Source organism: Paenibacillus sp. D2_2, assembly GCF_031199965.1.
GTDB lineage: Bacteria > Bacillota > Bacilli > Paenibacillales > Paenibacillaceae > Fontibacillus.
Genome location: NZ_CP133605.1, coordinates 5079340 through 5100983, shown reverse-complemented (window position 1 = coordinate 5100983; position 21644 = coordinate 5079340). Strand labels below are relative to the sequence as shown.

The following is a 21644-nucleotide window of genomic DNA, read 5'->3' as shown; positions in this document are numbered from 1 at the left end:
ACATGGGCTTCACCCACGGAAGGGGCCTTTTATCGTATTTACACTTTGTGTGATATAATGGAAACATCTTGAAGTTAGAAGAAGGGGAGATAGGGGTAGATGAAGATTCGGAAAGCGATCATACCCGCAGCGGGTCTGGGAACGAGATTCCTTCCCGTAACTAAGGCGATGCCGAAGGAAATGCTACCGATCGTAGACAAGCCCACGATACAGTACATTGTGGAAGAAGCAGTTGCCTCCGGGATCGAGGATATTATTATAGTCACAGGGAAAGGGAAGCGGGCGATCGAGGATCACTTCGATAATTCCTTCGAACTGGAATATAACTTAAGCGAGAAGAAGAAATGGGATCTGCTTGAAGAAGTTCGCAAGTCATCAGAGATGGCCGATATCCATTATATCCGACAGAAAGAGCCAAAGGGCCTAGGACATGCTATCTGGTGCGCCCGTAAATTTATCGGCGATGAACCGTTCGCTGTGTTGCTTGGCGATGATATCGTTGAGTCCGAGGTTCCGTGCTTGAAGCAAATGATTGATGTGTTTGAGTATGAACGGGCCTCAGTAGTCGGCGTCCAGCCGGTTCCTTGGGAGGAAGTATCCAGGTATGGAGTGGTCGATGCTTCAGAGCTTCGAGAACGCGTCTATCTGGCCAAACAATTGGTGGAGAAACCAGCTGCGGACAAAGCTCCCTCGAATCTAGCAATCATGGGTAGATACATATTAACTCCGAAAATATTCGAAATCCTCGGACAACAGCAGGCTGGGTCAACGGAGAGATCCAACTAACGGATGCCATCTCCAAGCTTGGGGAATCCGAGCGAATCGTAGCCTATAATTTCGAAGGAACCCGGCATGATGTCGGTGAGAAGCTCGGCTTCATCAAGACGACGCTTCATTACGCTCTGGAGAATCAGGAGCTACGCGAGGATTTGTTAGACTATATGAAACAGATTGTAGAAGATAAAAAATCGGCCTCTCTTAGGAGAGGTCGATTTTTTGTTTTGCTATGAAATTTTAGAAGTTCATCTCAGCTAACTGGCTAATTTGGTCTTTCATCGAGGGGTCTTTTCCAATAAGTTGATCATACATTGCCTGATCGCTCTGACCAGCTTTTTTCAATGCAGCTAGATACCAGCGGGCCAATTCCTGGTTTGTAGGATCACCGAGGTCTTCCTTGATGCTTGCTTTCAGAATTGTAGCCGCTGCTTCAGGCTGGCCCAGCATGTACTGCATTTTACCTGCATTTAGTGACATCGTCTGAGTCACCTCGAACGGATTCCCTTGCATTTGTCCCTTCGGCAATGTCTTAAGATGTTCAACTCCATCTACCACATGTTGGTAAGCTTCCAGTCCACTCTTGAAGTAATGTTCCTTCAGAACAGCATCCTGAGCGCCTAGAGCCTTATAACCAAGCTGAAAAGATTGAGTGATTAGTTCCTCATACCAATTCATATCCCATGCGTAACGTTCGGCATTATCTTTAAGCACTTCATAGGCCTTATCGGTTTCACCTTTTAGCTTATAGTGAGAAATAAGCTGGGCATACATATTTTTATCAAACGGTTCTTTTTTGAGAGCTTGAGTAAGCAAATTGTCTTCTTCATTATAAAAAGCATCCTCGTTGGTTTGTTGATATCCGGCTTGCAGCAAGGTGCTCATATTAAGAACCGCGTAAGGATAGTTGCCGCGTTTCTTCAGTGCTTGATCAAGAGGTGCTTTGATCTCTTGATAATTATTACTAGTTGACATTAAGTTCTGACCTTTGACTGCCGCATTGTTAGCTTGAATATATTGGATAGAAATGAAGATCAGCGCAATGGATCCAAGCACCATAACGGTACTGAATACCCCGCGCATTGAAGAAGCTTTCAGCTTCACTCGTTCTGTTGAGTGGTTATCCATAGCCGCCGCCATGCCCCCAAGACCGATGAATACGAGCATCCCTATAAAGACATAGCTCATATTGAAGTCCATCAAGCTGTGGATCAGAATCGAGAGAACAATAATAAAGTAGATAAAGTACGAATCACGTTTTTGTTCTTCCGAACGAATATATCCAACAATATATTTATAGAAAATAAAGATCATAAATCCAAGCATGATCACAAAGCCGAGGATACCGACTTCTACTAGATATTGCATGATGAAGCTGTGCGCCTGACGGCTGGTGTATGGGTTATTCTGGTATTTCTCGTAAATGGATGCCCATGAACCACCGCCTGCACCAATCACTGGATAATCCTTGAGTACTTTTACAGCATCCTTATAGAAAGTAAAGCGTTCCAATACACTGTGCTGCTGCAGGTTGATGTTCTCCAGACGTTCGCCGATATTGCCCGGCAGCACATGCTTCAGGTTCGTTCCTAGGAACAGGGCAACGATTACCACAACTGCTACGACGGAACCGACAGGCAACCATAGATTACCGAGCTTTTTGGATGCCCATTTATTAGTACCTCTCTCGAGTGCTGACGCAACATAACGCTGAATAAGACAAGCTATTACGGCAATAATGACGGAGGCAGCAAGGACGTAGAACCATCCTTTGGCCGGATCATTAATTTGACCATTGTGGAATTGCTGCCCTAGATCGGTAACGGGTTTAGCAATCAATAAGGTTCCCAGACCGGCAATAATGCAGTACAGAATCCACAGGAGCTGCTTAGCCGGCTTCAAGAACAGAAGCAGTACGATGAATACAACCGGCAGGAAGACCAGTCCCCGCGCGACAGGGTGAGCAAAATCGATAGGGCCATCGGCACGAGCATAAAGGCGTGAATAGCCTGAATCCACCATCTCTTAGAGCGTGTAATTGCGAATATAGCTACGAACAAGAAGGCCATCAGGAATGCAGCATATGTATTCGGATACTGGAACACCGAGGCCAACCGTGGACCGTTGGAATCGATCCAGATCGCTTGGTTGTACTGTCCGTTGATCACGGTTGGCGTAAACCAGCCGACAATGGCCGACACCGTTCTACCTTGGCCTAACCAGTTAAACAAGCCGAACATGACAATGATGTAAGCGACGGTAATGATCGAGGTTTCGATAACCGCGTTAGTTTGCTTATTTTGCAGTAAATATAGTGCGATAATGAACAGAAATGCATAAAGACATTGGATTAATATAGCATTAATCGCAAAATACTGTGAGGCTGCTGAGATCAGCGAAAGTACATACGTTATAGGAATAAGCAATACCGCGACCGCTGTCCAATCTCTCTGATCATCAAGCTTCATGGTTTTAAAGTAGGAACAGACCCATACGATCATCAGCAAGCTGCCAATCAAAACGGCCCAGAGAATCGGTTTCTCGAAATTAAGAACAAGTCCATTGAACAATCCGGCCTGGAAAGGGGACCACGCTAAAAACAGAATCAAACCAACCAACAACACCCAAACCGCTACAGGCCAAAATTCCCCTTTTCTCGACTGCACGGATTTTTTCCGTATACTGGATTCGACAAGGTTATAATCTCCTTTTCTAGTAGATACGACAATATTTTAGCATAGGTAAGGTAGATAAGTATAATCGAATACAATTTTTAAACATGGACCGATGGAGCTGAAATAATGTTATTAAGAATGTTTAATTACTTGAAAACAAATAGGAATATAATTACGCAATTTATCAAGAGAGAGACTATAAGTCGTTATAAGGGTTCTTATTTAGGATTTATGTGGACAATTTTGACCCCTCTATTTATGTTGTTAGTTTATACTTTCGTGTTTAGTGAGATATTTAAAGCAAAATGGGGAACGGGAAGTACTAATAAACTTGAGTTTGCGATAATTATTTTTTGTGGTTTAACTACATTTAATATATTTGGAGAAGTTTTGTCGCGCGCACCATTTCTAATATTAGGAAATTCAAATTACGTTAAGAAGGTAGTATTCCCGCTAGAGGTCTTTTCTATAGTTTCAGTTGGTACTGCATTGGTAACTGCCACAATTAATTTTAGTTTAGTTATCATTTTTTCTGGTTTTATATTTAAAACGTTGCATTGGACTATATTACTACTACCTATTATGATTTTGCCACTACTGGTGTTTACGCTAGGAATATCGTGGTTGTTTTCATCTTTAGGCGTATTTCTTAGGGATATTGGTCAAATGATTGCGATCGTAGTACAAGCCTTATCTTTGCTGAGCCCTATATTTTATTCGGTAGAGGTCATTCCAAGTCAGTTTAAATGGTTTTATAATCTCAATCCCCTTACGTATTACATTGAGAATATTAGGGGGATTATGTTGTGGGGAAAAATTCCTAGCCTCGCGGAATTTGCAACTGAGAGTATAGTCGCACTGGTTGTTTGTTTAATAGGATTGGTAGTATTCAGAAAAACAAAGCATGCTTTTGCAGATGTTTTATAATTAAACGAAAAAAGGTGTGTTTATGAACTTAGCCATACAAATTAAGAATGTGAGTAAAACATATCGTATCTACGGAAAACCAACGGACCGTCTAAAACAGATAATTAACAAAAAGGGAAAATACTACAAAGATTTTGTGGCGCTTCGTCCACTATCTCTTGAAATATTCAAGGGTGAGGCTGTTGGAATTATTGGGAGGAATGGGTCGGGTAAAAGTACACTTCTTCAAATGATCGCAGGTACATTATCACCAACAACAGGAGATATCTCCGTGAATGGAAGAGTTGCTGCACTTTTGGAATTAGGAAGTGGGTTTAATCCCGAATTTACAGGCCGAGAAAATATCTATTTAAATGGAGCTATTTTGGGAGTTAGTAAAGAAGAAATGGATACTCAATTAGAAGAAATACTTAAATTCGCTGATATTGGCGACTTTATTGATCAACCTGTTAAGACTTATTCTAGTGGTATGTATGTTCGGCTTGCTTTTGCAGTATCGATTAATGTTAATCCTGAAATTTTAATAGTTGATGAGGCCTTGTCTGTTGGTGATGGTCGCTTTCAATTGAAATGTTATGAAAAGATTAAATCCCTTAAAGAATCTGGAAAGACTATATTAGTGGTCTCCCATGATCTGCAAACGATTAGACAAATTTGTGATAGAGTTGTCTTGATTGACCGTGGAGATTTACTTGAGGTAGGAAACCCCAATGATGTAGTAAATCATTATACAAAAATATTATTTTCTAATACTCAATCTAACTCTCAAGTTGATAACGCTGAAGAAATTTCGGAACATGAAGAATTAGTGACTGGCCCACAAATAGAAGTTAAAGAATTTGCTGGGGCTAATGCATTAGATAAGGATATTTCGAAGGAATATCGTTATGGAGATTACAGAGGAATTATTAAAGAGTTTTTCATTAGGAATTTTGAAAGAGAACGAGTGACTTCAATTACAACAGGTGAAGAGGTAGAAGTTGAGTTTATTGTGAAGGCAAATGAATATATTGCGCAACCTATTTATGCTATGACAATAAAATCGATAAAGGGTTTAGAAGTATATGGAACAAATAGTTATTTTCAGAATTACCCCTTTAAATCGCTAAATAAAGATGAAGAGATCTCCATTACATTTAAGCAAAAAATGTCTCTTATACCAGGGGACTATTATATTTCTTTAGGATTTGTAGAGTTAGTTGATGGTGATATTATTCCATTAGATCGTAGATATGATGTGGCAGAACTTAAAATATTACCCAACCAAGGAGATCGTAGTTTTGGAATAGCTAATCTGGAGAGTGCAATAGAGATTAATAAAAATGAATATAGTAAAGAGGTGTTTTCTAGTGGAACTACAACCAAAGCTTATAGGTAGTTTAATACAGGATGAGTCTTTGGTAACGTTGGTGAATGATTCGTTTGCTATCGAAAAAATATATTCTGGAACCTATGCTGATCTTCCATTAGAAGAAGAACAAAAAATAATTGAACGATTAAAGAATGAACCGTGGGAAGAGGTTGTTAGTGAACTTTTCTTTGAATCTAATCCTTGGTTGTATAAGATAATTTGTGACCCAGGTAGAGCACAGGCTCTTGATTTGATAAATTACACTAAAAATGGAGTTTATCTAGATGTTGGTGCTGGGTGGGGCAGCTGAGTATTCCTCTAGCCAAACATGGAAGAACAGTGGCTTTTGATTTGACACTAAACCGTCTTCAAATTTTGGACAGAATCGCAATCCAAGAAGGAGTAATGCTTGAAAAGATTCAAGGAAATTTTTTGAGTTTTCCATTTAAAAAGGATTTATTTGATTTAATTATTTTTAATGGCTCTTTAGAGTGGATAGGTTCGGGTAGGGAAGAGGTAGTATCTATCCGTGAGATACAACTTAATGCGCTTAAGAAGGCAAGGGAAATCTTGAAAAAGGATGGAAAACTTTATATTGGTATAGAAAACAGTATAGGGGCCAAATATATCATGGGTACTCCAGACGATCATACTGGAATTTCACACTTGATGTACTTATCAGAAGAGAAAGCAAACCAGAAATTTGAACAATCGAACAATAATTTATTACCCGCAAAAACGTGGTCTTTAGCTGAGTATTATCAGCTATTTGATGAGGCGGGTTTTCAAACAGTGAAAACGTACGGATGTTTTCCTGACTATAAGCTTATTCGTCAAATGGTTGAGATTGACGATGTTAATCGCTATATTTTAACAGGCCACTTAGATGTACAAGAATATAATGGGGCTAATGGTGAAATTGTTGAACATCAGGAGGAACTCCGTTCCATTTATACAACATTAGCAAAAAACAATGTCGCACATTTGTTTTGCCCATCTTATGGATTTGTTCTGACTGGAAAGGTAGGATGATATGGAACTCTTGGAAGCTATCAGGGAATCTGGGTTAATTACAAGGGAGCAACTAGATAGTATTAATATCCTCGCGATTAATAATAATACGAATCGTTCAAAGCAATCTTCCACAGCTCGGTATTTGGTATCTATTCATAATAATCCGATATGCTCAATAAAGAAAATCCCACAGAAAAGTATTTATGATATTGATTTGGCGATGGAATTACAAAAGAAGAAAGTTTCGGATAATACTTTGAAATCTCCTAAATTTCTTTTTAGATATGATACAGATCAATTCGTTTATTTAATTGAAGAATTCATAGAAGGATCATCGCTAGATCAAGTCTTTTTTAAAGGTGAAATGAATCTTGATCAATTGACTACCTTGCTGTGTAGTGTATTAGAAGATTCATTAAACTTAACCAGTGATGGTCAAGAAGATAAAGACAATAATGAGATTGATCAAATAATCAGCTTGATTCGACAATTAGATTGGGTAGAAGAGGCAAAGCAACGTCTAATCGGAGATATTCAGGAGAACTTCCTAACGCTTTCTTCAGCACCGCAACTTGTCTCAGGGGACTTGTGGTTAAAAAATATGCTTCTGAATAATAATCACCTTTACTTAGTTGATTACGATTTAAGTCACTATACTAGATTACCGTGGATCGAAGTCGTACGGTTAGTTCATTATGCGGAAAATAACAATATTCTACTCAATTTGAAGTCGTTTAGTAAATTCCTCCCTGATTTTGATCATCATTTTTTGAAAATGATGTTCTTGGTATATGAAATTAGTTTACAATCTAAGATTTTAGATCTCAACTATTATCAAACGGTACGTCGCAACTTACAGGCCGAGTTGTCTCAGATTTACGAGGAATATTATAATTATGTCCCAAATCTCCATGAGGAAATACAGACTGAGGAATCACATTTCCCAATAAGTGATAAGTATGCTCAATTATATTGGCATTCTGAAGTGCAGCAGGAATTCGAAGAAGGGAAATCAATTCTACACGATATTACTCTGGATGAAACAGCAACCTATATTTTTGAACTAGGTAATGGGAATGAGCAAATAAGCGCATTAAGATTTGACCCTTGTAATTTTTCAGCAATGGTTGATATTTTGGCGTTCAATATAAAAAATATGAATGGTGAAACTATTTTTCAAATGAATCCGGGAGATGGAATCTTTGCAGGTACTGCACATGGCTTTTGGATTAATGATTCAATAAAAGTATTATCTTTAAAGATGATCCCCAACTGATTATTAATATTCCAAATATACAGGAACATGTAGTAGTTGAAATTAAGATGTTAGTAACTCAAGAGGCAACAGAGAGTATACACTCATTTAAAGAGACGGAAAGACTGTTGGATGTAGTGACGACTCAAGAGGATCAGTTGAAGTTAAATGATCTCCAACTATATAAGTTAAAAGAAGATGTTGAGATAAAGGAAAATGAAGTTAAACAATTAATTGAATTAAATGAAGCATCGGATATAAAGTTGAGGGCCGTTGAGCTACAGACACAACAAATAAGAGAAGAATTACTAAATACAAATGATCGTTTGAATCAGTTACTTAACAGTAGTTCGTGGAAGTTAACTAAGCCACTTAGAAATCTAAAATTATCAATTAAACAAAACATAATGAAAATAAAACCGTTAGCAAAAAAGGTGCTGGGTGAGAAGAAGGTTGAATTAATTCCATTACATCAGGTTGTAAAATGTGAATCTGGTTGGGTGTCAACGGGAGATGATCCTCAATTTAAGTTAGGAAAAAAGATAAAAAAAGGATGGACTGAATTTTCATGGGTTGGTGGGGCAGATCATGAATCTGTTCTAGATATCTATTACGATTTGGGCAATGGAATGGGAGAGAATCAGAAGCTTTCATTGGGATTATTGCCTTCAGGAGTAGCAGTAAGAAATATTGGTAGAGTAAAAATCCCATCAGGAATTCATCAACTGAGACTTGACCCTGGCTGTAAACAACAAACTTTCTCATTAGAACAAGTAAAGGTTCGCCACATCTTTATTGCGGAGATGTTAGTTCGTCCTTTGTATTCATTTTTCAAGGTACATGGAATTAGAATTTCATCTATGAAGCTGTTGATTACTAAATTAAAGCGCATTCTTAACAACGGAGGAATTAGAGGGTTTTTGAATAAAGGAGAGTCACTGACTGTACGTAACAATGACCAAAGCTATCAAGACTTTATAAATAAGGAAGAAATGACAACAGAAGAAATCGAAAAAATCAAGATAAAGATGGAACAGTTATCATATAAACCTATGATATCTATAATAGTTCCTGTGTACAATGTGGATAAAATATGGCTCCAACGTTGCATTGAATCAGTAAGGCAACAAATTTATCCGAACTGGGAATTATGCTTGGTTGATGACTGTTCTACAAAACCAAATGTTGCTGAAGTATTGAAGGAATACAGTACCATCGATTCAAGAATTAAAATCAAGATCCGAACTGAAAACGGACATATATCTAGAGCTTCTAATGATGGATTGCAAATGGCCGAGGGAGAATTCGTAGCGTTATTAGATCATGATGATGAACTTTCTAAAAATGCCCTACTAGAAAATGTATTATTATTAAATGAGCATCCTAAGGCTGATATTATCTATAGCGATGAAGATAAGATTTCTATGGATGGTGTACGGTATGATCCGTTTTTTAAACCGGACTGGTCACCGGATACTTTATTGTCGCAAATGTATACTTGTCATCTAACTATTTATAGAACTTCATTAGTAAATGATGTGGGTGGATTTAGAGTTGGTTACGAGGGAAGTCAAGATTATGATTTGATGTTGCGAGTTTCTGAAAAACAGATCAAGTTCACCATATTCCTAAGATTCTTTACCATTGGAGATCAATACCTGAATCAACAGCTTCTGTTAACTCCTCGAAAAGTTATACTCATTTAGCGGGTATTAAAGCATTGCAAGATGCTATTTCAAGAAGAGGATTGCATGCTGAGGTTGAAGGTGCCGAAGATATTCCAAATCTGTTCCGAATTCATTATGTACCAATAAATAATCCTAAAATCTCAATTATTATTCCTAGTAAAAATATGGCTGACGTATTGGATAAGTGCTTACTGTCTATTTTCAACAAAACAACGTACCAAAATTTTGAGGTTATAATAATTGATAACGGCAGTGATGAAGTAAATATTAAGCAACTTTATGATCAATGGTATGTACAAGAGCCCGAAAGATTTAAAGTATACTCATATAACATTCCGTTTAATTATTCTAAGTTAAATAACTTCGGATGCACTAAAGCGACGGGTGAATTATTACTTTTACTCAATAATGACGTGGAAGTTATTACCCCAAATTGGTTAGAGGAGCTCGCTGGTCAAGCTTTAAGATCAGAGATAGGGGCTGTTGGAGCGTGCTTGTATTATCCTGATCATAGTATTCAACATGCGGGAGTTATACTTGGAATAGGTGGGGTAGCTGGTCACAGTCATAAGTACTTTCCTTCTTCAGAATATGGTTACTTTAGCCGTTTGAAAATGGTATCTAACTACTCAGCAGTTACTGCTGCTTGTCTAATGGTGCGTAAAGAAGTATATGAAGAAGTTGGTGGGTTAGAAGAGGAGCTTCAAGTAGCCTTTAACGATGTGGACTTTTGTCTGAAAATAGGTGAAGCGGGTTATCGTAACATTTGGCTTCCCCAAGTTCAACTTTTCCATTACGAATCAAAAAGCCGGGGCCACGAAGATACTCCTGAAAAGAAGCAACGATTTAATAGTGAAGTTGAGTGGATGAGAAATCGTTGGTCAGAAGTGTTAGATAACGATCCATGTTATAATCCGAATTTAACAAAGGAGAGGGAAGACTTCTCGATAGGGTAATAGTATAGAGAGTGAGTTTATATATAAGTTTATTCTCTATATAGGTATCTTAAGTTATCATGAATAGATTGAGTGAATTGGAGATCAGTATATGTGGGAAAAAATGAAGTTTGAGCGAGAGCGAATAATCTTAATTTTAGGAGTATTAATTATTGGCTTTTTTGTGTATAAAGACTTTTTTTGTTGAAAAATGTATATATTTATAATTATGATGATGTTGGAAATGACACTATTAATTCATATTGGCCATATCTTACATATTTATCAAATATGATATATGATGGATCTATTTCGTTTTGGTCATTTAATATTGGGATTGGAACAAGTTTGTTCTCAACAAATCCAATTCTTACAGACCCATTTAATATATTTGCTGCACTCTGGGTCCAAAGTTAGTGGTTTATGTATTACCTTATATTGCCTTACTGAAAATAATGATTGCTGCTTTAGGATTTTATACTTACTTGAAATATATAGGAATAAATAAGTACTCGTCATTGATAGTCTCATTACTTTATGGATATAACGGATTTATTATATTATGGGGACAACATTATCATATGGGCACAATTATTGTATTTATTCCTTTTGTACTATTAGGATTTGAAAAATGGGTAAAGGAAAAGAAAAGTAGTTTATATATTATCTCTTTATTTTTTGTTGCATTTAGTAGTTACTATTTTTTGTTTATGTTTGCTATGTTTTTTATTATGTATGTAATTGTAAGATACTTTGAAATATATAAGTTTCAATTAAAACACTTTGCTTCATTTATAGTAAAAATAGCCATGTATTCTATTCTTGCGATTGGACTAAGTTGTTTCATATTACTTCCCTCGGTTTACGTAGCGTTGAATAATCCGAGAATTAGCGGGCAATTTATAGATGGTGAAATTTTTAGACTTGCAGGTTTCGTAGATTATATAACCATGTTCTTTAGATTATTTTCAAATGACATTCTTGGGACGGGAACCAATTCCATGGATTGTGGAATTACTATGAATCGCCAATATTGTATACTGGAACATTGTCTATTCTTTTAGTACCTTTGTATTTTTTTTATGCTAACAAAAAGAATAAAATTATTTATGGAATCTTATTTGGGTCCCTCTTTATATTTTTACTGTTTCCCTTCTTTTCACATTTTTTTAATGCCTTTAGTGCAAACTCTTACCGCTGGACTTTTATTATAATTATTTTTATTAGTATTCTAAACGCGAGATCACTTGACTATATTACAGAGAATAAAATGAAATTTAGCAATATATCATTATATCTGCTTATCTCTTCGATTGCATTTGTTTCCATAGATTTATTGTTAATCGGAAATGAGGTTTTTAACTGGAGTCAGTATTTTGCGCATTCATTTAAGTATTTATTTATATCATTATTATTCTTGGTAATCTACGGTGTTCTTATAAAAAAAATTAATTTAAGTACATTTAAAAATTTGATCATTATTATGATATGCATTGAATTAGCTGGTTTTTCTTCGATCACTGTAAATAGAGGAATGTATAGTAAAGAGTCTGTAGAATCTAAGATAGGATACAATGACTATACCAACGAAGCAGTCGATTATATTAATAATAAAGATAAGGGTCTATTTAGAATAGATAAAAGCTACAATTCTGTATTTCTTGCAGATGCAATGATTCAAGGGTATAGAGGTGTGAAATCATATAATTCATTAAATCAACCTTCATATATAGAGTTCCTGAGAACAATGGAAGTCCCATTTAAAATTGTGAATCATCCAAATTATTTAACAGGCCTAGATTTAAATACTACTTATTCTAGATTGTTAGGTGTTAAGTATTTATTAATTAATAACCTAGCACTTCCACCTAATGGATACGAATTATTAGATCAAATTGGAAATGTTAAAATATATGAAGATAAATACTCTTTACCACTAGGGTTCACCTATAATAATTTCATTTCTTATGAAAAATTCATGGAATACAATGCTAGAGAACGAGATAATATATTACTCAAGGCTTTTGTGTTAAATAAGAATACGACGGATTCTATAGGGTATAAGGAGTATAGTGCAAACGAAAGTGATAATTCAAATGTATTAGCGAGTATTGCCATAAATGATGAGGAAATTGAACTAAATAATATTGAACCTATAATGGGAGACATTAATACATCTTTAACTTTTAATGCAGTAACTAGTGATCCGCATATTATCATACCTGTAACACCAATAGAAAGCATTAATCAAGAAATAAAAGTATCTATGACCATTAGTAGTAATATTACCTCTGAGGGGCAGATTTTTTTTGGAGGTAACGATGGCTTTAGTGAAGAGAATTCCAATACCTTTAAATATGGTGTGGGGGATACTTATTACGAAAGAACTTTGGATTACTGGGTATCAGTCAATTGAGAATAGATATTTCAAATGCACCAGGACAATTTACTATCTCTGACCTTAAAATTCAGATTATAGATAATAAATCATTAGGTAATATAGAGAAATTAAAGGGAAATGTATTGAATATATCAGAACACTCAAACGATTATATTCGAGGGAATATAGTAGTTGATAAGCCTGAAAAGTTATTCATATCAATTCCCTTTGATAAAGGATGGAAGGCCAAAATAAATGGAGAAGAGGTTGAGGTATCAAAGATAAATATCGGATTTATTGGTCTTGATTTACCTGTAGGAAATAACGAAGTTGAATTAAATTATGTGCCCCCATTATTAATTACCGGGAGTATCATATCATTTATTTCACTACTGGGTATTATTATGTTTAAGATAACGTTAAAAAGACGAAAATCTAGTAATCAGTAAGACGATCTATCTAGAAGATATAAATTTCGAGAGGAGTAAGGAGTAAGAGGTGCCTTCAATAAAGTCTAAGGAGAGAATATGAGAACTTTTAGATTATTATTTAAAGATAAAAAATTTGCTGTTATTTTCCTGGCATCTATCTGCATGTTTTTATACTATTTAAGCTTCAATTACAAAGTAAGCTACTATGATGAAATTGGATATATAGGTATAAGTAAGAATATTCTTGCTCAAGGATTGTTTAATATTAATGAGTCATTAAGAACCTATTTATATCCGCTAATCATATCTTGTATTAGTATATTTACGAATGGAGATATTGCAGTTATAAAGATAGGAATGAGTATCTTCCAGTATTTGTTTTATGTATATACTATTTGTTTACTTGGTATTAGTTTTTATGAGTTTTGTAATAAGAAAATTGTGTGTTATGGAATATTATTTTTTGGTTTGTTAAATCCTTATTTAATTCAATCTTCAACTTTGTTATTGACCGATCTTATGTCTGCATGCTGTGTTATATTGGCATTAGTATATCTTGTATTTGGGGATTTCGATAAGAATAAAACATACTTAATGATATTTACTTATAGTTATATAGGTACGATGATTCGTCCATCAGCGATAGTTTTCATTCCAATAATAATCGTTCTCTTAACAATCAGAAAAATTATAATTAAAGATGTAAATATTCTTAAGAGTTTAGTGTTTTGTGTAAGTGCGCTAATTATCTTTTTTCCGCAACTCTATAATAATGTAAAACAGTTCAATGATTGGACACCACTATTGCATGCAGATTTGTACGATTTTCAAAGCAACTTAGCTGCTTCAAATCTTAAATATGGGACAGTTGTTATACCAAACGAAAATGCACAATTATTTTTTCCTTCACCTTATTTATTAGATTCTTCGGAAAGTAATATATTCAAATTAATATTTACAAATTTCCCTGCATTTATACTAGCATATTCCTCTCATCTATTTGGTGTGTTGGATTGGGGATATATTGATACTTATATTAAAGACTACTATCCTATTAGTAGAATTATAGGATCGCTATTTTTGTACTTATTTTGGATAACTAGCTTATACGGAGTGTATTTCTTTATCAAGAAAAATGAATTGAAATCCGGAAGATTTATCGCCTTATCATTTTTATGTTCATTTATTCTTTATTGGGGCTTTATAGGTACTACCATAATTGAATCAAGATTTGGATATCCACTTTTTATGTTGTTGTTACCTTTCTCTGGATGGAGTATTCAATATTGTATGGATTATTGGAAAAGTGAAAATATAAATAAATCCTTAAAAGTAAAGAAAGCTATTAAATATTCATTGATTTTCATAATTGTGATACTCCTAACATTCTATCTATCATTTTTGTTGGATTATCAAACAGGTAGAATCAATTGGTTAGGATTTTAAATATATTTCAGGGAGGATCAAATGAAAAAAGTGGATTATGATATCAGTAAGTTAATTGAAATTGAAGAATTAGGTGATGAAAGAGGCCTATTAACCGTAATTGAGGGAAATAAATCTATTCCCTTTGAGATCAACCGAATATTTTACATATATAATACAATGACAGGAATTCGTAGAGGATTTCATGCTCACTATAAAACACGACAAGCTTTAATTTGTGTGTCAGGTAACTGTAAAGTGTATCTAGATAATACAAAAAGAAAGACGGATGTTGTATTAGATTCACCAACAAAGGTTCTTATTCTTGAACCAAACGATTGGCATGAAATGTATGACTTTTCGCCTGACTGTGTATTACTAGTACTTGCTTCTCATTTGTACGACTCAGAAGATTATATTCGAGATTATGATAAATTTATTGAGGTGTATAAGAATGATACAGTATTTTAATCATCCGCAGGCAATTGTTGAATCGGAACGAATAGGAGAAAATACTCGTGTCTGGGCGTTTGCTCATATCTTACCGGGAGCTGTTGTAGGCTCAAATTGTAACATAAACGACCATACATTTATTGAAAATGATGTGATTATAGGTGATAACGTTACGGTTAAATCAGGGGTATATATTTGGGATGGTGTTAGAATACAAGACAATGTGTTTATTGGTCCTAATGTTACTTTTACTAATGATCTAAGACCTCGTTCTAAACAGTATCCAGGTGAATTTTTGAAAACTGTACTTGAAGAATGGGCTTCTATAGGTGCTAATGCAACGATTGTAGCAGGTAATACAATAGGTAGGTATGCTATGATTGGTGCAGGCTCTCTAGTTACAAAGAATATTCCAAACAATACGTTATGGTATGGTAATCCAGCGAGATTCAAAGGATATATTTGTAACTGTGGAGAAAAATTGAGTGGTGAGTTGTTATGTTCAACTTGTGGTAAGCAATATACTTTGGAAGATGGAGTTATTGTTGAATAATAATATATTTACTGAAATAGGTGGGTTAATATGATTCCTTTCCTCGATCTGAAAAAAATCAATCTACGTCACGAAGAAGCAATATTAAATAGTGTTCATAAGGTTCTGCATTCTGGATGGTATATTCTCGGTGAGGAGGTTAAATCCTTTGAATCTAAATTCGCAGACTACTGTGGGACGAGTTATTGTCTTGGAGTGGCAAATGGATTGGATGCTTTAGAATTAATCATTAGAGCGTACGATATTGGCATAGGGGACGAAGTAATAGTACCTTCTAACACTTACATTGCATCTATTTTATCTGTATCTGCAAATGGGGCTACGCCTGTGTTAGTTGAGCCTAATTTAATGACATATAACTTAGATCCTGACAAAATTGAAGAAAGTATTACCCCTAATACCAAAGCAATCTTAGTTGTTCATCTTTATGGTCAATCATGCAATATGCGACCTATTAAGAGAATTGCAGAGAAATACAATTTGAAGGTAATTGAAGATTGTGCTCAAGCCCATGGGGCTGTTTATGCAAGTCGTAAGGTTGGGAATTTAGGAGATGCCGCAGCATTTAGCTTCTATCCTGGTAAAAACCTTGGGGCCTTAGGAGATGCTGGAGCAATCACTACAAATGATGAAGATTTGTATAGGAATCTTCAGGCCTTAAGAAATTATGGATCACATAAGAAATACGAGAATATCTATAAAGGCTATAATAGTAGATTAGATGAATTTCAAGCTCCAATATTGAGTGAGAAATTAAAGTTCTTAGATCTAGATAATAAGTTCAGGAGGGATATTGCAACGTACTATTTGAACAATATTGTTAATGAGCATGTTGCATTACCTTATGTTGAAGAGGGGCCAGAATCCCATGTCTGGCATGTATTTGTAGTTAGAACTCCAGATAGAAGTGATTTTATTAACTATATGAATCAACAGGGAATTCAAACTATGATTCACTATCCTATTCCCCCTCATAAACAAGAAGCATATAAAGAATGGAATGAGCTAACCTTCCCTATATCTGAAAAGATTCACTCGGAAATTGTCAGTCTTCCAATAAGTCCGGTTATGGATATGGAGGATGTGAAAAGAATTGTGGAGGTTGTAAATGAGTACAGACCGAATTAAATTATCTATTGTTGTACCTGTTTACTACAATGAATTAAATATTCCGTATACTATTCCAAGATTGCAGAACTTACAGAATATTATGCCGGATTATGATTTTGAATTTATATTTGTTGATGATGGATCAAAGGATAATTCATTTCCGTTGCTGCTGGAGGCTAGAGAACAAGATCCTCGGATTAAAGTGATTAAGTTAAGCCGTAATTTTGGTTCAATGTCTGCTATTCAGGCTGGATTAGGATATGCGACTGGCGATTGCGTTGGTATTATTGCTGCTGATTTACAAGACCCTCCGGAAATGTTTAAAGAGATGATGGAGCACTGGAAATCAGGGAAAAAGGTTATTCTTGCAACAAGAGAAGATCGGGAAGAATCGTTCTCTCAGAAGTTGTTTTCTAATACCTATTATTTTTTATTAGAGAAACTAGCCTTAAAAGGATACCCAAAAGGTGGGTTTGACTTTTTATTGATCGATAAACAAGTTGTTCATGAAGTAGTGAAGATTCACGAGAAGAATACAAATATCATGAGTCTCATTTATTGGCTTGGGCATGATCAAGTGCAAATTCCTTACGTACGACAGGAAAGAAAGCTTGGGAAATCTAGGTGGACACTTTCCAAAAAAATCAAACTCTTTGTAGATTCCTTTGTTAGCTTCTCATATTCACCTATTCGAATTATGTCCTTTATAGGTGTTATAACAGCGATTTTGAGTTTTTTATACGGCGTTTTCGTAATAGTCGGTACGTTATTCGGCTTTATACAACTTCAAGGATGGACTACAATTATTGCTCTAATTACTTTTTTGTTAGGAATTATTATGATTATGTTAGGTATTATTGGTGAATATCTTTGGAGGATATTAGATGAAAGTAGAGAACGACCATCCTACGTTGTTGACAAAACTTTTGAATAAGGAATTTTTGAAGTTTGTAATTAGTGGTGGAATTAATACATTAGCTACATATTTAGTTTATCTACTATTACTCATATTTTTTAATTATTCTTTATCATATACAATTTCCTATGTATCTGGAATATTTCTATCCTATTACTTGAATACAGTATTTGTGTTTAAAGAAAAAGTTTCGTTCGTTAAATTTCTCAAATTTCCCGTTGTGTACTTGGTACAGTATTTAATTAACATTTTTATGTTGTACATTTTAGTTGAGTATTTACACATATCAACCCAAATTGTACCTTTAATCGTTATTGTAGTAACAATTCCAATTACCTATACACTTTCTAAGTTTATTATTAAAAGTAAATGAAATGAGGTAGCATAATGAAAGGTATTATCCTAGCAGGTGGTACAGGCTCACGCCTTTACCCTTTAACCAAAGTCACGAACAAACATCTTCTCCCCGTTGGTAAATATCCCATGATTTTCCATTCGGTATATAAACTAAAACAAGCTGGAATTAACGATATTCTCATTGTTACAGGAAAAGAACACATGGGTGATGTAGTTAACCTACTTGGTAGTGGTCGAGAAATGGGGGTTTGCTTTACCTATAAAGTGCAAGATGAAGCCGGAGGTATTGCGCAAGCACTTGATCTAGCTGAACATTTTGTTGGGGAAGACCAAATGGTCGTTATTTTGGGAGACAATGTATTCGAAGATGATATTTCCCTTTATGTGCATAACTTTCAACAACAAAAGAATGGCGCTAAGATTCTAATTCAAGAAGTCCAAGATCCCAAACGCTTTGGCGTACCGGAACTTCAAGGAGATCGAATTGTTTCTATCGAAGAAAAGCCAGAACATCCGAAGTCAAATTATGCGGTTACAGGAATTTATATGTTCGATCATAAAGTATTTGATATTGTGAAGACTTTAAAACCATCTAACAGAGGCGAACTGGAAATCACAGATGTAAATAATGCATATATTAATCGTAATGAGCTTACATTTGATGTTCTTCATGGTTGGTGGACGGATGCGGGACACACTCTTCATTAGCAAGAGCTAACGAATTGTCGCAGGCCTTGGTATTTGATGAAGCATTCGGTAGGTTAAAACTATAAATACAGGGAGGAAATCTAACTTATGAAAGTCACTCCTCTTAAGTTACAAGGTGCGAGTATAATAGAACCTGTAGTCCACGGAGATAGTCGTGGCTATTTTATGGAAAGTTATAACGATGCTATTTTGCAACAACAGGGAATTAAATATGACTTTATCCAAGACAATCAATCTCTGTCTGCAGAACCAGGAGTTCTGCGAGGCCTTCACTACCAACTCAATCCTAAAGCTCAGACGAAGTTGATTCGTGTACTTTCAGGTGCTATCTACGATGTGATCGTTGATATTCGACGAAATTCACCAACCTTTGGTCAGTGGGTGGGAGTCACTTTAAGTGAACATAACCACCGTCAACTTCTTGTACCGAAAGGTTTTGCTCACGGTTTCTGTACGCTGGTGCCGAACACACAAGTATTCTACAAAGTGGATGAATACTACTCACCAGAGAATGATCGCGGCATTATATGGAACGATCCTGCTTTGGGGATTGATTGGCCAACATCAAGTCCGATTCTTTCGGACAAAGATCAACGTCATCCACTGCTGAAAGATGCAGAACTGAACTTCGAGTAGGGGCATATTTCCTAATGAAACTATTAAGTTACCGGCGGTGCCGGGTTTATCGGAAGTAATTTCGTAATTTATATGTTGCAGCAGCATCCAAATTATCAAATTGTAAATGTGGATGCCCTGACATACGCAGGAAATCTAGAGAACCTTAAATCTATCGAGAATCATCCTAATTACTCCTTTGTGAAAGCTGATATTACAGATGCTAAGGCGATGGATGATTTGATCAGCCAAGGTGTCGATGTGGTTGTTAACTTTGCAGCGGAATCACACGTTGATCGCAGTATTTTGGATCCAGGCGTGTTTGTTAAGACTAATGTACTCGGTACACAAGTACTACTTGATGCTTCTAAAAAGCATGGCGTAACAAAGTATGTACAGGTATCTACGGATGAAGTATATGGTTCGCTAGGAGAGACAGGTCTCTTTATGGAGAGTACACCTTTAGAGCCCAATAGTCCATATTCAGCTAGTAAGGCAGGAGGCGATCTGTTAGTTCGGGCCTACCATGAAACATTCGGACTACCCGTGAACATTACACGGTGTTCTAACAACTATGGACCTTATCAATTCCCTGAAAAACTTATTCCATTAATTATATCTCGAGCATTGAGTGATCAAGCCTTACCTGTATATGGTGATGGGCTAAATATTCGTGACTGGTTATATGTTGAAGATCATTGTAGTGCAATTGATCTTGTTATTCATCAAGGACGTGTGGGAGAAGTATACAATATTGGCGGTAATAACGAACGGACGAATCTCCATATTGTAAAGACCATTCTACAAGAATTAAACAAACCAGAATCACTAATCACATTTGTGGAAGATCGCCTAGGTCATGATCGTCGTTATGGTATAGATCCAACGAAGCTTACACAAGAGTTAGGCTGGAAGCCGAAGCATAATTTCGAAACGGGAATAAAAGAGACCATTAGGTGGTACTTGGATAATAAAGAATGGTGGACGCGCATCCAATCTGGAGAGTATCAGGAGTACTATGCCAAACAGTATGGGGCAAGGCTAGGGGATCGGGCATGAAGGTTCTTGTCACTGGAGCAGCAGGGCAGTTAGGACGGGATGTAGTTGCGGTGTTTGAGCAGCAATCTTATGAAGTTCTTCCTTGCGATCGTAAGTCTTTGGATATTACAGATTCTGATGCTTGTCTGAGACGAGTCGAGGAATTCAGACCCGATGTAATAATTCATTGCGCAGCTTATACGGCTGTAGATCAAGCGGAAACGGACGTAGATCAGGCTTATCAAGTGAATGCTGTAGGGACGAGAAATCTGGTCGTTGCTGCTGAGAAAATTGCCGCGAAATTTTGTTATATTAGTACGGATTATGTCTTTGATGGACAGTCTGCCAACGGCTATCATGAATATGACAACACTAACCCTCAAACTATCTATGGAAAATCTAAACGTACTGGAGAGGTGCTTGTCCAGAGTTTGTCTTCGGCCTACTTTATTGTCCGGACCTCATGGGTTTATGGACTTCATGGCAACAATTTCGTGAAAACAATGCTACGGCTGGGGCAGGATAAACCTATACTTAATGTGGTGAATGATCAGAAAGGCTCTCCAACTTATACGGTGGATCTAGCCGATTTTCTTCTTGAAATTGTACAAACAGAGAAATATGGAATTTACCATGCATCTAATACTGGGGAATGCACTTGGTTTGAATTTGCGCAGGCGATCTTTGCGGAGGCTAATTCTCAGGGCGGATCTTATAATGTTCAGGTCAATCCATGTACAACGGAGGAGTTTCCACGTCCTGCGCCACGCCCTACCAATTCAGTGATGGAGCATCTTAGCATACGGACTAATGGATTTCAGGATTTAAGACATTGGCGAGAAGGATTGATATCCTTTCTCCGTGAATTTTTGAAGAACGAAGACAATACAGGAGAACACCTATGAAGCTTAGTAGGTGTTCTTCTTTCTATACTTTCCCTAGAGAAATTATACACTTTAGAATCAACTGATCCATACGTGACTGCCTGTAGAAAGGTAAACGAATAGCGTAGATTAGTCTAACCAAGACATTTTTGCTA

General features: G+C 36.0%; 20 protein-coding genes and 3 pseudogenes. 21 read left to right on the top strand and 2 right to left on the bottom strand.

Annotated elements, in window-relative coordinates:
• Positions 1–99: 99 nt before the first annotated feature.
• Positions 100–1010, top strand: a pseudogene (gene galU / locus RE628_RS26200) (UTP--glucose-1-phosphate uridylyltransferase GalU).
• A 4-nt stretch (positions 1011–1014) separates the two neighbouring features.
• On the opposite strand, the gene RE628_RS26195 reads toward galU, so the two are convergent.
• Positions 1015–2613, bottom strand: a complete 1599-nt coding sequence (locus RE628_RS26195; protein ID WP_309159576.1) for an O-antigen ligase family protein — start codon at positions 2611–2613, stop codon at positions 1015–1017.
• 59 nt (positions 2614–2672) lie between these two features.
• Positions 2673–3440 (bottom strand): hypothetical protein, encoded by a 768-nt coding sequence (locus RE628_RS26190; RefSeq protein WP_309156256.1) that lies wholly within the window; start codon positions 3438–3440, stop codon positions 2673–2675.
• Positions 3441–3587: 147 nt separating this feature from the next.
• Between RE628_RS26190 and RE628_RS26185 the strand changes: the two genes are divergently transcribed.
• The 20 genes and pseudogenes from RE628_RS26185 (at position 3588) to rfbD (ending at position 21510) form a co-directional block, all read left to right on the top strand.
• Positions 3588–4376 carry an ABC transporter permease gene (locus RE628_RS26185; RefSeq protein WP_309156254.1) on the top strand — a complete coding sequence of 263 codons (789 nt, stop codon included), beginning with the start codon at positions 3588–3590 and terminating at the stop codon, positions 4374–4376.
• A gap of 49 nt (positions 4377–4425) precedes the next feature.
• Positions 4426–5754: an ABC transporter ATP-binding protein gene (locus RE628_RS26180; RefSeq protein ID WP_309156252.1), complete on the top strand. Its 1329-nt coding sequence runs from the start codon at positions 4426–4428 to the stop codon at positions 5752–5754.
• A complete protein-coding gene (locus RE628_RS26175) occupies positions 5726–6037 on the top strand; it encodes a hypothetical protein (RefSeq protein ID WP_309156250.1) in 312 nt (103 codons plus the stop codon). The genes RE628_RS26180 and RE628_RS26175 overlap by 29 nt, the downstream gene beginning before the upstream one ends.
• A gap of 29 nt (positions 6038–6066) precedes the next feature.
• Positions 6067–6759 (top strand): class I SAM-dependent methyltransferase, encoded by a 693-nt coding sequence (locus RE628_RS26170; protein WP_309156248.1) that lies wholly within the window; start codon positions 6067–6069, stop codon positions 6757–6759.
• A 1-nt stretch (position 6760) separates the two neighbouring features.
• Positions 6761–8017, top strand: coding sequence for a hypothetical protein (locus RE628_RS26165; protein ID WP_309156246.1), 1257 nt, complete (start codon positions 6761–6763; stop codon positions 8015–8017).
• A 47-nt stretch (positions 8018–8064) separates the two neighbouring features.
• Complete coding sequence (locus tag RE628_RS26160; RefSeq protein ID WP_309156244.1) at positions 8065–9702, top strand: glycosyltransferase family 2 protein; 1638 nt, start codon at positions 8065–8067, stop codon at positions 9700–9702.
• Between the two features lie 14 nt (positions 9703–9716).
• Positions 9717–10640, top strand: coding sequence for a glycosyltransferase family 2 protein (locus RE628_RS26155; protein WP_309156242.1), 924 nt, complete (start codon positions 9717–9719; stop codon positions 10638–10640).
• A 395-nt stretch (positions 10641–11035) separates the two neighbouring features.
• Complete coding sequence (locus RE628_RS26150; protein ID WP_309156240.1) at positions 11036–11683, top strand: YfhO family protein; 648 nt, start codon at positions 11036–11038, stop codon at positions 11681–11683.
• Entirely contained in the window at positions 11626–13035 is a 1410-nt protein-coding gene (locus RE628_RS26145) for a YfhO family protein (protein ID WP_309156238.1), read from the top strand. Before RE628_RS26150 ends, RE628_RS26145 begins: the two co-directional genes overlap by 58 nt.
• Entirely contained in the window at positions 13032–13448 is a 417-nt protein-coding gene (locus RE628_RS26140) for a YfhO family protein (RefSeq protein ID WP_309156236.1), read from the top strand. Before RE628_RS26145 ends, RE628_RS26140 begins: the two co-directional genes overlap by 4 nt.
• Positions 13449–13526: 78 nt before the next feature.
• Complete coding sequence (locus tag RE628_RS26135) at positions 13527–14876, top strand: hypothetical protein (RefSeq protein ID WP_309156234.1); 1350 nt, start codon at positions 13527–13529, stop codon at positions 14874–14876.
• A gap of 21 nt (positions 14877–14897) precedes the next feature.
• Positions 14898–15326, top strand: coding sequence for a sugar 3,4-ketoisomerase (locus RE628_RS26130; protein WP_309156232.1), 429 nt, complete (start codon positions 14898–14900; stop codon positions 15324–15326).
• A complete protein-coding gene (locus RE628_RS26125; RefSeq protein ID WP_309156230.1) occupies positions 15310–15861 on the top strand; it encodes an acyltransferase in 552 nt (183 codons plus the stop codon). Before RE628_RS26130 ends, RE628_RS26125 begins: the two co-directional genes overlap by 17 nt.
• A gap of 30 nt (positions 15862–15891) precedes the next feature.
• Positions 15892–16989, top strand: coding sequence for a DegT/DnrJ/EryC1/StrS family aminotransferase (locus RE628_RS26120; RefSeq protein ID WP_309156228.1), 1098 nt, complete (start codon positions 15892–15894; stop codon positions 16987–16989).
• The gene (locus RE628_RS26115) at positions 16970–17905 is read left to right on the top strand and encodes a glycosyltransferase family 2 protein (protein ID WP_309156225.1); all 936 of its coding nucleotides are present in this window, start codon (positions 16970–16972) and stop codon (positions 17903–17905) included. The genes RE628_RS26120 and RE628_RS26115 overlap by 20 nt, the downstream gene beginning before the upstream one ends.
• The gene (locus RE628_RS26110) at positions 17856–18260 is read left to right on the top strand and encodes a GtrA family protein (protein WP_309156224.1); all 405 of its coding nucleotides are present in this window, start codon (positions 17856–17858) and stop codon (positions 18258–18260) included. The genes RE628_RS26115 and RE628_RS26110 overlap by 50 nt, the downstream gene beginning before the upstream one ends.
• 14 nt (positions 18261–18274) lie before the next feature.
• A pseudogene (locus RE628_RS26105) lies at positions 18275–19017 on the top strand (sugar phosphate nucleotidyltransferase).
• 22 nt (positions 19018–19039) lie between these two features.
• Positions 19040–19588, top strand: coding sequence for a dTDP-4-dehydrorhamnose 3,5-epimerase (rfbC, locus tag RE628_RS26100; protein ID WP_309156222.1), 549 nt, complete (start codon positions 19040–19042; stop codon positions 19586–19588).
• A gap of 27 nt (positions 19589–19615) precedes the next feature.
• Positions 19616–20626, top strand: a pseudogene (gene rfbB / locus RE628_RS26095) (dTDP-glucose 4,6-dehydratase); the annotation flags it as partial.
• Entirely contained in the window at positions 20623–21510 is an 888-nt protein-coding gene (rfbD, locus tag RE628_RS26090; protein ID WP_309156220.1) for a dTDP-4-dehydrorhamnose reductase, read from the top strand. The pseudogene rfbB and the gene rfbD, both read left to right, overlap by 4 nt.
• The last annotated feature ends 134 nt before the right edge of the window (positions 21511–21644 follow it).

Bases quoted from the DNA above. Each gene is read 5' to 3' on its own strand.
- rfbD (WP_309156220.1), top strand. From the start codon at position 20,623: ATGAAGGTTCTTGTCACTGGAGCAGCAGGGCAGTTAGGACGGGATGTA.
- RE628_RS26125 (WP_309156230.1), top strand. From the start codon at position 15,310: ATGATACAGTATTTTAATCATCCGCAGGCAATTGTTGAATCGGAACGA.
- RE628_RS26185 (WP_309156254.1), top strand. From the start codon at position 3,588: ATGTTTAATTACTTGAAAACAAATAGGAATATAATTACGCAATTTATC.
- rfbC (WP_309156222.1), top strand. From the start codon at position 19,040: ATGAAAGTCACTCCTCTTAAGTTACAAGGTGCGAGTATAATAGAACCT.
- RE628_RS26130 (WP_309156232.1), top strand. From the start codon at position 14,898: ATGAAAAAAGTGGATTATGATATCAGTAAGTTAATTGAAATTGAAGAA.
- RE628_RS26120 (WP_309156228.1), top strand. From the start codon at position 15,892: ATGATTCCTTTCCTCGATCTGAAAAAAATCAATCTACGTCACGAAGAA.
- RE628_RS26115 (WP_309156225.1), top strand. From the start codon at position 16,970: ATGAGTACAGACCGAATTAAATTATCTATTGTTGTACCTGTTTACTAC.
- RE628_RS26160 (WP_309156244.1), top strand. From the start codon at position 8,065: ATGTTAGTAACTCAAGAGGCAACAGAGAGTATACACTCATTTAAAGAG.
- RE628_RS26135 (WP_309156234.1), top strand. From the start codon at position 13,527: ATGAGAACTTTTAGATTATTATTTAAAGATAAAAAATTTGCTGTTATT.
- RE628_RS26165 (WP_309156246.1), top strand. From the start codon at position 6,761: ATGGAACTCTTGGAAGCTATCAGGGAATCTGGGTTAATTACAAGGGAG.
- RE628_RS26110 (WP_309156224.1), top strand. From the start codon at position 17,856: ATGAAAGTAGAGAACGACCATCCTACGTTGTTGACAAAACTTTTGAAT.